General features: G+C 66.6%; 15 protein-coding genes and 1 tRNA gene. 13 read left to right on the top strand and 3 right to left on the bottom strand.

The genetic code is table 11. The features are described from left to right. The first annotated feature begins 189 nt into the window (after positions 1 to 189). The 10 genes from rplU to AB8M85_RS12345 all read left to right on the top strand — a co-directional run bounded on the left by rplU (position 190) and on the right by AB8M85_RS12345 (position 7,751). A complete protein-coding gene (gene rplU, locus AB8M85_RS12300) occupies positions 190 to 498 on the top strand; it encodes a 50S ribosomal protein L21 (RefSeq protein ID WP_372699119.1) in 309 nt (102 codons plus the stop codon). 46 nt (positions 499 to 544) lie between these two features. Continuing rightward, positions 545 to 799: a 50S ribosomal protein L27 gene (gene rpmA / locus AB8M85_RS12305; protein ID WP_372699120.1), complete on the top strand. Its 255-nt coding sequence runs from the start codon at positions 545 to 547 to the stop codon at positions 797 to 799. Between the two features lie 124 nt (positions 800 to 923). Beyond that, positions 924 to 2,492, top strand: coding sequence for a GTPase ObgE (gene obgE, locus AB8M85_RS12310; protein WP_372699121.1), 1,569 nt, complete (start codon positions 924 to 926; stop codon positions 2,490 to 2,492). Continuing rightward, positions 2,489 to 3,658, top strand: coding sequence for a glutamate 5-kinase (gene proB, locus AB8M85_RS12315; protein WP_372699122.1), 1,170 nt, complete (start codon positions 2,489 to 2,491; stop codon positions 3,656 to 3,658). The genes obgE and proB overlap by 4 nt, the downstream gene beginning before the upstream one ends. A gap of 80 nt (positions 3,659 to 3,738) precedes the next feature. After that, entirely contained in the window at positions 3,739 to 5,031 is a 1,293-nt protein-coding gene (locus tag AB8M85_RS12320; RefSeq protein ID WP_372699123.1) for a glutamate-5-semialdehyde dehydrogenase, read from the top strand. 100 nt (positions 5,032 to 5,131) lie between these two features. Then, a complete protein-coding gene (locus AB8M85_RS12325; RefSeq protein ID WP_372699124.1) occupies positions 5,132 to 5,353 on the top strand; it encodes a hypothetical protein in 222 nt (73 codons plus the stop codon). Further along, positions 5,346 to 5,969 (top strand): nicotinate-nucleotide adenylyltransferase, encoded by a 624-nt coding sequence (gene nadD, locus AB8M85_RS12330; RefSeq protein ID WP_372699320.1) that lies wholly within the window; start codon positions 5,346 to 5,348, stop codon positions 5,967 to 5,969. Before AB8M85_RS12325 ends, nadD begins: the two co-directional genes overlap by 8 nt. 24 nt (positions 5,970 to 5,993) lie before the next feature. After that, positions 5,994 to 7,142: a hypothetical protein gene (locus tag AB8M85_RS12335; protein WP_372699125.1), complete on the top strand. Its 1,149-nt coding sequence runs from the start codon at positions 5,994 to 5,996 to the stop codon at positions 7,140 to 7,142. 40 nt (positions 7,143 to 7,182) lie between these two features. After that, the gene (gene rsfS / locus AB8M85_RS12340) at positions 7,183 to 7,590 is read left to right on the top strand and encodes a ribosome silencing factor (protein WP_372699126.1); all 408 of its coding nucleotides are present in this window, start codon (positions 7,183 to 7,185) and stop codon (positions 7,588 to 7,590) included. Positions 7,591 to 7,678: 88 nt separating this feature from the next. Beyond that, positions 7,679 to 7,751: transfer RNA gene (locus AB8M85_RS12345), tRNA-Ala, on the top strand. Positions 7,752 to 7,959: 208 nt separating this feature from the next. Here the strand turns inward: AB8M85_RS12345 and betT are convergent. The 3 genes from betT to poxB all read right to left on the bottom strand — a co-directional run bounded on the left by betT (position 7,960) and on the right by poxB (position 12,585). Then, positions 7,960 to 10,221 (bottom strand): choline BCCT transporter BetT, encoded by a 2,262-nt coding sequence (gene betT, locus AB8M85_RS12350; RefSeq protein WP_372699127.1) that lies wholly within the window; start codon positions 10,219 to 10,221, stop codon positions 7,960 to 7,962. A gap of 173 nt (positions 10,222 to 10,394) precedes the next feature. Then, entirely contained in the window at positions 10,395 to 10,853 is a 459-nt protein-coding gene (locus AB8M85_RS12355; protein WP_372699128.1) for an SRPBCC domain-containing protein, read from the bottom strand. 7 nt (positions 10,854 to 10,860) lie between these two features. After that, the gene (gene poxB, locus AB8M85_RS12360) at positions 10,861 to 12,585 is read right to left on the bottom strand and encodes a ubiquinone-dependent pyruvate dehydrogenase (RefSeq protein ID WP_372699129.1); all 1,725 of its coding nucleotides are present in this window, start codon (positions 12,583 to 12,585) and stop codon (positions 10,861 to 10,863) included. A 423-nt stretch (positions 12,586 to 13,008) separates the two neighbouring features. Between poxB and nrdH the strand changes: the two genes are divergently transcribed. The 3 genes from nrdH to nrdE are packed head-to-tail and all read left to right on the top strand — an operon-like array spanning position 13,009 to position 15,900. Continuing rightward, positions 13,009 to 13,251, top strand: a complete 243-nt coding sequence (nrdH, locus tag AB8M85_RS12365; protein WP_372699130.1) for a glutaredoxin-like protein NrdH — start codon at positions 13,009 to 13,011, stop codon at positions 13,249 to 13,251. Positions 13,252 to 13,285: 34 nt separating this feature from the next. After that, complete coding sequence (gene nrdI, locus AB8M85_RS12370) at positions 13,286 to 13,762, top strand: class Ib ribonucleoside-diphosphate reductase assembly flavoprotein NrdI (protein ID WP_372699131.1); 477 nt, start codon at positions 13,286 to 13,288, stop codon at positions 13,760 to 13,762. A 17-nt stretch (positions 13,763 to 13,779) separates the two neighbouring features. Continuing rightward, positions 13,780 to 15,900 carry a class 1b ribonucleoside-diphosphate reductase subunit alpha gene (gene nrdE / locus AB8M85_RS12375; RefSeq protein ID WP_372699321.1) on the top strand — a complete coding sequence of 707 codons (2,121 nt, stop codon included), beginning with the start codon at positions 13,780 to 13,782 and terminating at the stop codon, positions 15,898 to 15,900. Positions 15,901 to 15,932 lie beyond the last annotated feature (32 nt).

The raw sequence follows: 15,932 nt of genomic DNA on the forward strand, positions 1-15,932 counted from the left end.
TGACGACCCGCCGGGGCCGGGTGTATTTGCCCCGGCGGGACGCAATAGCGTAATCTAGATCCTCGGTGCATGCGCCGCTCATCGGATTTTTCCGCTCGGCGTGACAGCACAGCGCTTATCCCCATTCAGTACGAAGCGGTGGAACGTGCGCGGTAAGAGTAATAGACGTCGAGAGAAGTGAGTTCCCAAGTGGTGTACGCGATTGTCCGCGCAGGCGGCCGGCAGGAAAAGGTTTCCGTAGGAGACTGGGTCACCCTTGACCGCGTCCCCGAGGCAGCTGGTGGAACCATTGAGCTCCCCGCGCTGCTTCTGGTCGATGGCGACAAGGTCACGTCCGCTGCCGAAGAACTGGCCAAGGTCACCGTGACCGCCGAGGTTCTCGAAAACCTCCGCGGCCCGAAGATCGTCATCCAGAAGTACAAGAACAAGACCGGCTACAAGAAGCGCCAGGGTTTCCGTGCTGCGCTGACCAAGGTCAAGGTCACCTCCATCGCCTAAGGCGCCGGAGACCAGATAACCCCCGATTCAAAGGTAGGCACATCTAATGGCACATAAGAAGGGCGCGAGCTCCACTCGCAACGGCCGCGACTCCAACGCTCAGTTCCTGGGCGTGAAGCGCTTCGGCGGCCAGGTCGTTTCCGCCGGCGAGATCATCGTCCGCCAGCGTGGCACGCACTTCCACCCGGGCGCCAACGTCGGCCGCGGTGGCGACGACACCCTGTTCGCACTGGCAGCCGGCTCGGTCGAGTTCGGCACCCGTCGCGGCCGTCGTGTCGTGAACATCGTCAACGCCGGCTAAGCAGGGCGTTACCGCATTTAGCTAGACTGGAGGGTGGGCCGCACGGCCCGCCCTCTAGTTCTTTTTTCCGGCCGCACCGTGGGCAACCAGCACCCGGCGGCCACCCAATAGAGGAGTCCCCCCAGTGGCAGCGTTCGTAGACCGCGTAGTCCTTCACGTTTCCGGCGGAAACGGCGGGCACGGCTGCGTGTCGATCCGCCGTGAGAAGTTCAAGCCCCTCGGCGGCCCGGACGGGGCCAACGGCGGCAACGGCGGGGATGTCATCATTCGCGTCGACAGCCAGACCACCACCCTGCTCTCGTACCACCACGCCCCGCACCGCCAGGCCGGCAACGGCGAACCCGGCAAGGGCGACATGCACCCGGGCAAGAACGGCGAGGACCTGGTCCTGCCGGTCCCGGAGGGCACCGTCATCAAGGACCGGGCCGGCAACATCCTGGCCGACCTGGTCGGCGAGGGGACCGAATACGTCGCCGCGGCCGGCGGCATGGGCGGACTGGGCAATGCGGCCATCGCCTCGCAAAAGCGCAAGGCCCCCGGATTCGCCCTGCTGGGGATCCCCGGTGACGAACAGGACATCGTCCTGGAACTGAAGTCCGTCGCCGATATCGCCCTGGTGGGCTACCCGTCAGCCGGCAAGTCCAGCCTGATCGCCGCCATGTCGGCTGCCCGCCCGAAGATCGCCGACTACCCGTTCACCACCCTGATCCCCAACCTGGGGGTCGTGGAAAGCGGAGACGTCCGGTTCACCGTCGCCGACGTCCCCGGCCTGATCCCCGGGGCCAGCGAGGGCAAGGGGCTCGGGCACGAGTTCCTGCGCCACGTCGAACGCTGCGCCGCCCTGGTGCACGTGCTGGACTGCGCCTCCCTGGAATCCGACCGCGACCCGATCAGCGACCTGGAGACCATCGAGGCCGAGCTGGCCGCCTACGCCACCGATGCCAGCTACGCCGGAGCCGACGGCACGGTCGTGCCGTTGAACGAGCGTCCCCGTCTGGTCGCCTTGAACAAGACCGACATGCCCGACGGCGCCGAGATGGCCGAATTCGTCCGGGCGGACCTCGAAGCCCGCGGCTACCGGGTCTTCGAGGTCTCCGCGCTGGCGCGCACGGGCCTGAAGGAACTGGGCTATGCCATGGGCGAGCTGGTCACCGCAGCCCGCGAGGCCTCCGCGGTGGCCCCGGCCATCGTGGACGTCCCGGTCCTGCGGCCCCGCGCGGTAAACCGCGCCGAATTCACCATCCACCGCGAGGAGCGCAACCTCGAACCGCTCTTCCGGGTGCAGGGTGAAAAGCCCATCCGCTGGGTCAAGCAGACGGACTTCAGCAACGACGAGGCCGTGGGCTACCTGGCCGACCGCCTGGCCAAGCTCGGCGTCGAGGACAAGCTCTTCAAGGCCGGCGCGAAGCCGGGCGACGCCGTCGTGATCGGAGACGACGACGACGGCGTGGTCTTCGACTGGGAGCCCACCATGGCCGCCGGCGCCGAGCTGCTGGGCTCGCGCCGCGGCGAGGACGTGCGCCTGGACGACATGAGCCGGCCGACCCGTGAGCAGAAGCGGCAGGAACACCAGGACCGCAAGGACGCCCGGGCCGCGGCCCGCGCCGAACTCGAGGCCGAACGCAAGGCCGGCATCTGGACGGAGTCGGTCAACTACAAGAACGAACGCTCGTCCAAGGACAGCGGGAAGTGACGCGGCAAAACCGCATCCCGTCCTCGGTGCGCCGGCGTTCGCAGCTCACCGAGGCCACCCGCATCGTCGTGAAGGTCGGCTCGTCCTCGCTGACGACCGTCCACGGCGGCATCTCCGAGGAGGCGCTCAACGGCCTGGTCGGGGAACTCTCCGCCGTCCGCAACGGCGGCATCGAGCTGATCCTCGTCTCCTCCGGCGCCATCGCCGCCGGCATCGCGCCACTGGGCCTGGACCGGCGTCCCCGCGATTTGGCCACCCAGCAGGCAGCCGCCAGCGTGGGGCAGGGCCTGCTGATGGCCAAGTACACCCAGGCGTTCGGCTCGCACGGCATCACGGTCTCGCAGGTCCTGCTCACTGCTGACGACCTCATCCGCCGCCAGCAGTACGCCAACGCCTTCCGCGCACTCGGCCGACTGCTCCGGCTGGGCGTGGTCCCCGTCGTCAATGAAAACGACACCGTGGCCACGCACGAAATCCGCTTCGGCGACAACGACCGCCTGGCCGCGCTGGTGGCCCACCTGGTCAAGGCCGACGCGCTCATCCTGCTCTCGGACGTCGACGCCGTCTACGACGGGCCACCCTCGGAAGGGGCCAGCCGCATCCCCACGATCACCAGCGCCGCCGACCTCGAGGGGGTCGTCATCGGTTCCGTCGGCGCCTCGGGGGTCGGCACCGGGGGAATGGTCACCAAGGTCGAGGCCGCGACGATGGCCGCGGAGTCGGGCATCCCCACCCTGGTGACCTCCACGGCGCAAGCCGGCCGTGCGCTGGCCGGCGATGACGTCGGAACCTGGTTCACGGCCCGCGGGGGCCGCCGCCCGCTGCGCATGCTCTGGCTGGCCCAGCTGGCCTCCACCCGCGGCACCCTGGTGCTCGACGACGGGGCAGTCACCGCCGTTGCCTCGGGATCCCGCTCGCTGCTGCCGGCCGGCATCACCGAGGTCCGCGGCGACTTCGAGGCCGGGGACGCCGTGGAGATCACCGATGCCGCCGGCACCGTGATCGCCCGCGGCCTGGTCAACTACGCCTCCACCGAGCTGCCCGAGATGCTGGGACGCAGCACGCGCGAATTGGCCCGGGCGCTGGGGCAGCACTACGAACGGGAGGTCGTCCATGTCGACGATCTCGTGCTCGTCGGGCCCCGGGCACCGGCCGGCACGCCCTGACCCCCCAATGGCGCCCGCGGGCCGTCACATGGCCGCTCAACAATCGCCGTCGCCGCGGTGCCCGTGGCTAGACTGGTTCCATGAGCCAGAGCGTCACCGAGACCACCCCCACCGCCGAGTCCGTTGCCCGTGAGGTCGGCCTGCGTGCCGACCGTGCCCGGACGGCCTCGCGGACGCTGGCGCGAGCCAACCGGGACTGGAAGGACCGCGGCCTGCTGGCCATTGCCGCCTCGCTGGACGAGCGGCGTTCGGCCGTCATGGCAGCCAACGCCAAGGACCTCGAGCGCGAACGGGCCGCGGGGACCAGCCAGGGGCTGCTGGACCGGCTGAAACTGGACTACGCCCGGGTCGACGGCCTCATCGCGGCCCTTGAGGAACTCGCAGGCCTTCCCGACCCGGTAGGTACCGTGGAGCGCGGCCAGACCCTGCCCAATGGGTTGCGGCTTCGCCAGGTCCACGTCCCGATGGGGGTCCTCGGGACCATCTACGAGGCGCGCCCGAATGTCACGGTCGACATCGCCGGGCTGGCCTTGAAGAGCGGCAACGCAGTCCTGCTCCGCGGTGGTTCCGCAGCGGCGGAGTCCAACCAGGCACTGGTGGAACTCATCCGCGACGCCCTCGTCTCCGTCGGGCTCCCCGCCGATGCCGTGCAGAGCGTCGACGACTTCGGCCGGGCCGGGGCGACGGAGCTGATGGGTGCACGCGGAAAGGTCGACGTGCTCATTCCCCGCGGGGGACGCGCGCTGATCCAATCGGTGCTGGAGAACGCGAAGGTCCCCGTCATCGAGACCGGCGAGGGCAACGTCCACATCTTCGTCGATGAATCCGCCTCCGCCGAATCGGCAGCAGCGATCCTGCTCAATGCGAAAACCCAGCGCCCCTCGGTGTGCAATACCGTGGAAACGCTCTTGCTGCACGCCGCCGCCCCCGCGTCGCGCCACGTCCTGGAGGCGTTGGTGAAGGCCGGCGTCACGCTGCACGCCGACGAGCGGGCACTGGCCCTGGCCGACGGCCTGGGAGCAGTGCCCGCGACCGAGGAGGACTGGGCCCGGGAATACATGTCCCTGGATCTCGCCGTCGCCGTGGTGGACGATCTCGACGCGGCCATGGCCCACATCCGCCAGTGGACCACCGGGCACACCGAGGCGATCCTCACCAACGACCTTGCACATGCAGAACGCTTCGTGGCCGAAATCGATTCGGCGGCGGTCATCGTCAACGCCTCCACGCGCTTCACCGACGGCGGCCAGCTCGGCCTGGGCGCCGAAGTCGGCATCTCGACGCAGAAGATGCACGCCCGCGGACCCATGGGCTTGCGGGAACTGACGACGACCAAATGGATTGTCCAGGGAGACGGCCACATCCGTTCGTAGAGTCCGCCCCGGGTGGGTAGGATGGTAGGTAGACATTAGACGAGCCCCGGATGCACCGAGACGTGGTGGAGCCGGTGGATGACGGGTACGAAGGAGAAACATGCTCACGCAGGTCTTGGGGACGGTACTGGCGAGTGGTACGGAAGCCGAGGGTGCTGGCAACATGCCGTACATCGTCGGCGGCGGGATCTTCGCCTTCTTCCTGCTGCTGCTCTTCATTTGCGTGTCCTTCACCAACGTCGGCAACCGCCACGAGGCCCACGCCGAGGCCGACGATACCCACCGCCAGTTCTCCAACAAGCACGGCCACGGCGATCACTAGCAAAGCAGAGGCGGATGGGTCGGAACGGCCGGTCCGCCTTGGTGTGATGGGCGGGACCTTTGACCCGATCCACCATGGGCACCTGGTGGCCGCCAGCGAGGTGGCCGCCGAATTCGACTTGGACGAAGTCGTTTTCGTCCCCACGGGCCGGCCCTGGCAAAAGGCCGACCGGGACGTCACGGATTCGGAGCACCGGTACCTGATGACTGTCGTGGCCACGGCCTCGAACCCGCGCTTCACCGTCAGCAGGGTCGACATTGACCGGCCAGGCCCGACCTACACCATCGACACCTTGCGTGACTTGCGGCGGCAGCGCCCCGATGCGGAACTCTTCTTCATCACGGGCGCCGATGCCATGGAGCAGATCATGTCGTGGAAGGCCATCGACGAGCTCTGGAGCCTGGCGCACTTCGTCGGGGTCACGCGTCCTGGACACCAGCTGCCGGACCTGGGGCGGTCGGATGTCAGCCTGCTGGAGGTACCGGCGATGGCGATCTCGTCCACCGCATGCCGGGACCGGGTCAAGGGCAACAAGCCCGTCTGGTACTTGGTGCCCGACGGGGTGGTTCAGTACATTGCGAAGTACGAGTTGTATCACTACGACGGCGTCGCCTGAGGGGCTATGCCGGGAACGGACAACATGAGCGACGATCTGGGGCGCGCACCGACACGGCGCTCCCTCCGTGAGCAACGACGAGCTGGCGAGGCCGCGGACGAGGCCCGCGACCGGGATCCGTCGACCCCGGACCAGCCGGCCACGGACTCCGAGACGCGCTCCTCCGACGACACCAACCAGCTCGAACGCGTGGCCAAGGCCAACCGAAGCCGGAGGGCCGCCGATGTCCCCTTCGACATGGTTCCCGAGCGCGGAGAACGTAGTTCACTCCAGCGCGCCCGCGACCGCGAGGCCCTGCGCGCGCGCCGCGAAGCCGCGAACCGCGAAGCCGCACAACGCGAAGCCGCACAACGCGATGCCACATCGGCCGACGACGAGCGGACGCCCCACGAGGCAGCACCGCTGACCCGACGGCAGCTCCGCTTGCAGGCCCTCGCGGCGGCCCGCGCCGCAGGCCAGGCGCCGTCCACACCGGAGGGCAACGAATCCACCCAGGGCCCGGTAGCGGCAGGTGCCGCCACGCCGGCGGAACCGGCGGAGACCGGGAACTCGCTGAGCGTCGAGGCGGCGCTGGAAGCGCGCCGGAAGATCATCGCCGAGCAGCCGAAAATCCAGAAGCCGACCGCCGACGAGACGGACGCGGACGACCTGGAGGTCATCGCCCGCCAGCGCGAGCTTGCGGCTCGCGCGGCGATCATTAGCCGCCGCGTCGCCGAGCGTGAGCGGCTGCAGCGGTCCAACTCCGAACGCACGCAGCAAGCAGCCGACCCGTTCACCGGAGCCATGAACCGGTTGCGGATCGAACAGGCCGAGCGCGACCTGGCCAATACGGGCGTCAACGCACCGCACACCAACGGATTCCGCCTGGAGATGCCGGCCCAGTCCAAGCCCGCGGGCAAGACCGCGCCGGCAGGGGAGCAGGACCGTGATGCCCCCAAGGCATCGAAGCCTGCCCGGAAGCAGGCGTCAAGCGGGCAAGCCGTGGAGGGCCAGGGAACGGAAACCGGGGGCCAGCCCGTCAGCGCGCGGTCCGCGCAAGGACTGGAGCCGCTGGATTACCTGACCGCAGGTGTCCGCCGGGTCAATGCCTGGACAGTGGCGGTCATCGCCGCCCTGGCCGTCGGAGCCGGGGCACTGGTGACCGGCATCGTCATGATCAGCACCAACGGCTAGCTGCCGATTCGTACCGCCAGACACCACCCCAAGGAGCCACATGGCCGCAACAGAGCATTCCCTCAACATCATCCGCACCGCAGCCCTCGCGGCTGCGGACAAACTCGCCGACAACCTCGTCGCCTTGGACGTCAGCGAACGCCTCGGCATCACCGACGCGTTCCTCATGGCCTCGGCCGAGAGCGAGCGGCAGGTCAATGCCATCGTCGACGGCATCGAGGAAGCGCTGATCGAGGAGCACGACGTGCGCCCGGTGCGCCGTGAAGGACGCGGACTGGGCCGCTGGGTCCTGCTGGACTACGTGGACATCGTGATCCATGTCCAGCACCAGGAGGACCGGGTCTTCTACGCCCTGGACCGGTTGTGGAGCGACTGCCCGGCCATCGAGCTGCCCACGGCGGCTCAGTCGGTGGCCTCGTCCGGCAACGAGGCCGCTACGCCCGAATAGGCGGTTCGCGCCGATTTGCACGGGCTAAATTCCGTGCCCTATGATGGATGAGTTGTCCAGACGGAAACGTCCGGTACAGCCCTCGTTCGGGGGTATGGCGCAGTTGGTAGCGCGTCTGCATGGCATGCAGAAGGTCAGGGGTTCGAATCCCCTTACCTCCACGAACTGGATGGGACGGAAGAGCCCATCACCTGCGAGGGGAAGCCCCGGCCAGTGGCCGGGGCTTTTCTGCTTATTGCCCCAGCTGGCAGCCCGGGCGGCCTCGTCCTTGCGTGTTCCGCCGACGGCGATCCTGGGGCTCGCTCCGCCCGCTGCACGATGTGGCGATGCGCCAGCGATAGCCGGCGGGCCGCATCCCCACGTCGATGGCTATTTGTCGTCCTCGAGGGCTTCCACATCGTCTGCCGTGGTCGGGATATGAGGCAGTGTCCCCGTGGTCGGCTGCACCGGCGGGGTGAGCACCGAGTCGTAGTCGTGTTCACTGGAGTAGCGCAGAAAGCCCAGATGGGCTTCGTAGCGGTCCAGGACGTCGTTGATGACCTGCTGCTGGGTCAGCCCAACGAGGTCATAGCCCTCCGTACCGGTCTGGGTGAAGACCTCCAACCGGAAGTACACGTCGACCTGCCGGGACACGCTCCGCGCGCCGAACATCGGCACCGGGGCCTCCACCGCCGCGACCTGGTAGTGGAAGTTGCGGTGATGCGCCATGTTGACCACAAGCGTGTACTCGTCGATGGAGGTCGCGTCGTTCGGCGTCGTCGTGAGGTCGGCGTCGTAGCCGAGTTCGCTGAATTCCCTGAGCACGTCCTGCAGCGCCGGGTGGACGACCCGTTCGGCGAACTGGGCCACCTGCTTCTTGGACGGGTAGGCGCGGAGCTGCGCCAGCCGCTGGCGCCAGGTCTTCTCCGGCGTCTGCCCGCCATGCACTGCCGCACTCCGTCGACGCATCACCTGCCCCTCGCGCTCGGCCCGCTCCATCCGCAGCACCTTGGAGAAGGAAGCCATCACCAGATAGGCGATGATCGTCACCGGAAGCGCGAAGATCAGGGTCGCGTGTTCCATGGTCGTCACGCCGCCGGCAACAAGCATGGCGACGGTCAGGACTGCGGTGAGCAGGGCCCAGAAGATCCGCAGCCATTTCGCCCCGTCCACCGCGGGATCGGGAATCGACGAGGAGAAGTTCGACATGACCATCGCCCCGGAGTTGGCGCTCGTTAAGTAGAAGAGAAGACCCGACAGGGTGGCCAGGCCGATGAGGAAGGGCGCACCGGGGAACATCTCCAGCAAGGCGTACCAGCCGTGTTCCGGGTCTCTCATGGCCAGGTCGGCGAAGGCAGTGTTGCCGTCCAGGACCTCGCTCATCGCGCTGTTTCCGAAAATGGAGACGATGAAGAAATCGCAGAGGACCGGCGCCGTGATGGCGGCAATGACGAATTCGCGCAGGGTCCGGCCGCGGGAAATACGGGCGAGGAACAGACCGACGAACGGGCCCCACGCGAGCCAGAACGCCCAGAAGAAGAGGGTCCATCCAGCCATCCAGTCAGCGCCGCCGTCTGTGTAGGCAAACGTTTGCAATGTCCGTTCCGGCAGGGAAAAGACGAACCGGCCGATGTTCTCGACCATGGCATTGAGCAGGAACGAGGTCTTCCCGGTGACCAGGATGTACAGCATCATGGCGCCGGCGGCCCAGAGGTTGAGCTCGGAGATGAGGCGGATGCCCTTGTCCACACCCGAGGTGCACGCTGCCACGGTCATGATCACGGCGACGAGCACCAGGGCGATCTGCAGCGAAAGGCCCTCTGACAAGCCGAAGAGCCAGGCGAATCCGACATCGAGCAGGACGACGCCGATGCCCATGGAGGTCGCGACGCCGAAGACCGTGCCGACGAGGGCGAAGATGTCGATCACATCACCTGTCGCTCCCCGGACGCGCCTGCCCAGGAGCGGATAGAGCGCGGCACGGATGGAGAGCGGCATGCCCCAGCGGTAGGCAAAATAGCCCATCGCCATACCCAGCAGTGCATACATCGACCAACCGGCGATCCCGTAGTGGAACATCGTCCAGACGACCGCGTCCTGCGCCGCAGCAGCGGACTCCGGGGTGGCTGCCGGGGGCGCCATGTACTGGGTGATGGGCCCGGTGACCGAATAGAAGAGCATGTCGATTCCCACGCCGGCAGCGAAGAGCATCGCCACCCACGTGAACAGGCTGTACTGCGGGCGGGAATGATCCGGTCCCAGCCGGACGCTGCCCTCCTTGGACAGGGCCACCCAGAGGACGAAGAGTATGACCAGGGTGATCGTTAGCACGTAGAACCAGCCCAGGTTCGTTGCGATCCAGGTGACCGCCGTCTGCATGATGGTAGCCGCCTGGTCCGGGAGGATCATCGCCCAGATGGAGAACGCCAACACGATCGCAGCGGAGATGATGAAGACGCGCCAATTGACCCGGGGACCACGGTGCTCCGCCAGCTCGGCCGGGCCCTTGCTCAGCTCATTGCTGGAAATCGGCGGGCGTCGTTCCTCGGCCACAGGGTCCTTGCGCCGTTCCGTGGCGCCGAAACGACTGCGCTCGACACGTCCCTCGGTCGGTTCCGGGGGAGCGGCCTGCGGGTCATCGCCCTCTGACAATCAATTCTCCTTCGCTGGCGGGTCGTGAAGGGAACCCGCGCAAGGGGAATACGAGGCCCGGTCCAGCACCGGGCGCATGCCTAGAGCGCGGCGAACCCTGCCGATTTGCGGCTACCTCATGGTAGCCCGCAAGCTCCGCACGCCGTGAGTCGAAGTGTCGACGCTCCTGCCACCTAGGCCAGGTACGCGGCCAGCTGAGCCAGCGAATCGGACATCCCCTTCCGGTGGTCGCCTTCCAGGATTCCCCGGGGCACGTTGTCCGCACGGAATTCGACGTCGGACCCGCCCGGGGCGGGGACGGCGGACCAGGTCATGACCATCTGACCCACGAATTCGGGACCGGCCTGCTCGAATTCCACGGCCTGGACGAGCCGGACGCCCGGCACTACCTCCAGCACGGACGAGGAGACGATGTCCGCATCCGCTGTGGACTTGCCCGGTGCACCCCTTGCGTCGAGGTACCGCATGAGCAGGCGCAAGTGCCCTCCGGGCCGCAGATCCAGCTCCAGCACGCGGCAGCTCATACCGGTGGGTGGCAGCCATGACTCGAGTGCCTGGTTGTCGGTGAACGCAGCGAACACGCGGTCCGGGCTCGCCGGAATCCACTGTGTCACCACGTCGGTGCGGCCCATGGCGGTACTAGAAGAGCTGACGCCAGTTCGTGGCGGCCAGGTCGATCAACTCGTCGCCGCGGCCGGACAGGACGGTACGCACGGCGTACAGCGCGAATCCCTTGGCCTGTTCGGCGGTGACCGCCGGGGGCATGGACAGTTCCTGGCGCGTCGTGACGACGTCGACCAACGCCGGGCCGTTGTGGTCGAAGGCCTTCTTCAGTGCGGCGTCCAGATCGGCCGAGCTTTCCACCCGGATCCCCAGGACGCCGAGCGAGTTGGCGACGTCGGCAAAGTTGGGGTTGTCCAGGTCGGTCGCGTAGTTCACGAATCCGGCCGCCTTCATCTCCAGTTCGACGAAGTTCAGGGAGGAGTTGTTGAAGACGACCATCTTCACCGGTAAACGGGACTGCACCACCGTGAGCAGCTCGCCCATGAGCATCGCCAGGCCCCCGTCGCCGCAGAGGGCGACGACCTGCCGGCCGGGCGCTGCCGACTGGACGCCGATGGCCTGGGGAAGGGCGTTGGCCATCGAGCCGTGGGCGAAGGAGCCAATCATCCGCCGTCGGCCGTTCATCCGGATATAGCGGGCGGCCCACATGACGGGGGAGCCGACGTCCGGCAGGAAGACCGCGTCATCCGAGGCGAGCTGGTTGACGCTGCGGGCGACGAACTGCGGGTGCAGGGGAACGCCCTTGCGGGTCTTCGACGCCAGGTCGTCCAACTTCTCGCGGGTCTTGCGGTAGTGCTTCTGCGCGTCCTTGAGGTGGCCGCGCCGGGACTTGTGCTTGAGCAGCGGCAGGAGGGCCTCCGCCGTGTCGCCCACGTCGCCCACCAGGCCCAGGTCGACGGGGGCACGCCGCCCCAGCTGCTCCCCGCGGATGTCCACCTGGATGATGCGCGCGTGCGAGGGGAAGAACTGCTGGTAGGGGAAATCCGTGCCCAGCATCAGGAGGGTGTCCGCGTCCTCCATGGCCCGGTAACCGGAGGCGAAACCGAGCAGCCCGGTCATGCCGACGTCGAACTCGTTGTCGTACTCGAGGTGTTCCTTGCCGCCGAGCGCGTGCACGATTGGTGCGCCGAGCGTCTCGGCCAGGCCGGTCACTGCATCGTGTGCCCCGGCCACGCCGGCGCCGGCGAGGATGGTGACCTTGGAGCCGGCGTTGAGGAGCCCGGCGGCCTCCTGGAGCTCCTCCTGGCAGGGAACGACGACGGGACGGCTGCGGCGGATGCGGGTGGTACGGGTGCTTGTTGCCGGTGCCAGGGCCACGTCGCCGGGGACCACGAGCACGGCGACGCCGCGCTTTTCCACGGCCGTGCGCATGGCGATCTCCATCAGCCGAGGCATCTGGTCGGGCGTGGAGACCATTTCGGAGAACACCGAGCACTCGCCGAAAAGGTCTTGCGGATGGGTCTCCTGGAAGTAATTGCTGCCGATTTCACCACTGGGAATGTGCGCGGCGATGGCCAGCACCGGCACCCGAGTTCTGTTGGCCTCGTAGAGTCCATTGATCAGGTGCAGGTTTCCTGGTCCGCAACTGCCGGCACACACGCCGAGTTCGCCAGTCAAGGCTGCCTCGGCTCCTGCAGCGAACGCGGCGGCCTCCTCATGGCGGACGTGGGCCCAGGCGATCGTGCCGTCCTTGCGCAACGCGTCGGTCAAGCCGTTCAGGGAGTCACCGGGGACGCCGTAGATGCGCTGGACGCCATTGGCCCTCAGGGTGGCAATCATGTTTTCTGCGACAGTGGCCATGTCTGATTCCGTTCCTTCCGCTGCGGTTACGCCCACCCTACGCTGACGGCTGCAGGGGCCGGCAGGGAGCAGGGGAGGCGACACGCCGACCGACGACGACACGCTCATGGACTTGGCCTGTGCACGGCGAACGCACAGGCTGTGGATGGCCCGAGCCAAAGCCCGGATTCGTGCGGCAATCGGGGGTCGGATTCTCCACAGCGGCTGTGGACTAACACCGGGGGGAATGACATACTTGTAAGACAACATATAGGGGTTGCTTGTCGCAGCTTGCACTACATGTAGTATTGAAATCTCTGGAGGCGCCCCGCGGACAGCGGCCGGATTCCACGCCGGCCACGCCATTTCGGCCCGCTTCCAGAACCCCGGCCAGCCGGGGCACATATCGAAGAAACCACCATCTTGTACGAGGGGACCAACGCCATGACCGTCACGGTTTACACCAAGCCAGCATGCGTGCAGTGCAACGCCACCTACCGCGCGTTGGACAAGAAGGGCATCGCCTACCAGAAGGTCGACATCTCTCAGGACCCTGAGGCCCTGGAGCGGGTGCGGGCCCTCGGTTACATGCAGGCCCCTGTCGTCATCACCGAGGCCGACCACTGGTCCGGCTTCCGCCCGGACAAGATCGCGGAGCTGGCAGAGCTCGCCTCGAGCGTCGCCTAGCACCACCCATCACGACCAGTTGGAGGCCGGCACGATGTCAGCCGACACGGTAGTGGCAGGCCACAGGTCTCCGGCCGCCACCACCTGCAGCACGAGTTCGTCCCTGATCTACTTCTCCTCCGCCTCGGGTTACACGAAGCGGTTCATCGAGAAGCTGGGGCTCGACGCGGCACGCATCCCCCTCCACGCCAATGACCCCGCGTTGTTGGCCACCCGGCCGTATGTCCTCGTTCTCCCCACCTACGGTGGGGAGAAGGGGGAGCGGTCGATTCTCCCGCAGGTGATCCGCTTCCTGAACAACGAGGGAAACCGGAACCTGCTGCGCGGCGTCATCGGCGCCGGCAATACGAACTTTGGAACCACCTACTGCCTGGCGGCCGACAAGATCTCCGCCAAATGCGGTGTTCCAGTGCTGTACCGCTTCGAACTGATGGGCACGTCCGAGGACGTGGCCCATGTACGCCAAGGATTGGAAGAGTTTTGGAAACAACAGTCGCGGAGTCGACCGTGAAGACCGACAACAAGGAGATCCCGGAGGCCTTCAAGGGGCTGGGCTACCACGAGCTGAACGCCATGCTCAACCTCTACGACAAGGATGGGAACATCCAGTTCGATGCGGACCGGGCCGCTGCACGACAGTACTTCCTGCAGCACGTGAACACCAACACCGTCTTCTTCCACGACCTGGACGAGAAGCTCGAATACCTGATCAAGCACGAGTACTACGAGCGCGAAACCCTCGACCAGTACACGATGAACTTCGTGCGCGACCTCTACTCCCACGCCTACAAGAAGAAGTTCCGCTTCGAGACCTTCCTGGGCGCCTTCAAGTTCTACACCTCCTACACGCTCAAGACCTTCGACGGCAAGCGCTACCTCGAACGCTACGAGGACCGTGTCTGCATGGTTGCGCTGCACCTGGCCCGCGGCGACGAGAAGCTGGCCACCCAACTCGTCGACGAGATCATCGACGGCCGCTTCCAGCCGGCCACCCCCACGTTCCTGAACGCAGGCAAGGCCCAGCGCGGCGAGCTCGTCTCCTGCTTCCTGCTGCGCGTCGAGGACAACATGGAGTCGATCGCCCGCGGCATCAACTCCTCGCTGCAGCTCTCCAAGCGCGGCGGCGGCGTCGCCCTGTCGCTGACCAACATCCGTGAACACGGTGCCCCGATCAAGCAGATCGAGAACCAGTCCTCCGGCGTCATCCCCGTGATGAAGCTCCTTGAAGACAGCTTCTCCTACGCCAACCAGCTCGGCGCCCGCCAGGGGGCCGGGGCGGTGTACCTGCACGCCCACCACCCGGACATCTACCGCTTCCTGGACACCAAGCGCGAGAACGCCGACGAGAAGATCCGCATCAAGACCCTCTCGCTCGGTGTCGTGGTCCCGGACATCACCTTCGAGCTGGCCCGCAAGAACGAGGACATGTACCTCTTCTCGCCCTACGACGTCGAGCGCGTCTACGGCATGCCCTTCTCCGACGTCTCGGTGACCGAGAAATACTACGAGATGGTCGACGATTCGCGGATCAAGAAGACCAAGATCAACGCCCGCGAGTTCTTCCAGACCCTCGCGGAGATCCAGTTCGAATCCGGCTACCCGTACGTCATGTTCGAGGACACCGTGAACCGGGCCAACCCCATCAAGGGCAAGGTCATCATGAGCAACCTCTGCTCGGAGATCCTGCAGGTATCCTCGCCGTCGACCTACACCGACGACCTGGGCTACGAGGTCGTCGGCAAGGACATCTCCTGCAACCTGGGGTCGATGAACATCGCCAAGACGATGGACTCGCCGGACTTCGGCGCCACTGTCGAGACCGCCATCCGCGCGCTGTCCGCCGTCTCGGACATGTCGTACATCGGTTCGGTCCCCTCCATCGCCGAGGGCAACCAGCAATCGCACGCCATCGGCCTGGGGCAGATGAACCTGCACGGCTACCTGGCCCGTGAACGCGTCCACTACGGCTCCGAGGAGGGCCTGGACTTCACGAACATCTACTTCTACACCGTGCTGTTCCACGCCCTGCGCTCCTCCAACCGCCTGGCGATGGAGAAGGGCGAGACGTTCGGCGGCTTCGAGGACTCCAAGTACGCCTCCGGCGAGTTCTTCGACAAGTACACCGAGGCCGAATGGGTCCCGCAGACCGCGAAGGTCCGTGAGCTCTTCGCCGGCGTGCACGTCCCGACCCAGCAGGACTGGCTGGAGCTGAAGGCCTCCGTCATGGAGCACGGCATCTACAACCAGAACCTGCAGGCCGTGCCGCCCACCGGCTCGATCTCCTACATCAACAACTCGACCTCCTCGATCCACCCGGTCGCCTCGAAGGTCGAGATCCGCAAGGAAGGCAAGCTGGGCCGCGTCTACTACCCGGCCCCCTACCTGACCAACGACAACCTGGACTACTACCAGGACGCGTACGAGATCGGCTACGAGAAGATCATCGACACCTACGCCGCGGCCACGCAGCACGTGGACCAGGGGCTGTCGCTGACGCTGTTCTTCAAGGACACCGCCACGACCCGCGATATCAACAAGGCGCAGATCTACGCGTGGCGCAAGGGCATCAAGACGCTCTACTACATCCGTCTCCGCCAGCTCGCGCTGGAGGGAACTGAGGTGGAGGGTTGCGTCAGCTGCATGCTTTAGTAGCAGGCATTGTATCAACCTAGTTTCCGGCG

It is taken from the genome of Arthrobacter sp. JSM 101049, from assembly GCF_041679245.1.
GTDB lineage: Bacteria > Actinomycetota > Actinomycetes > Actinomycetales > Micrococcaceae > Arthrobacter_H.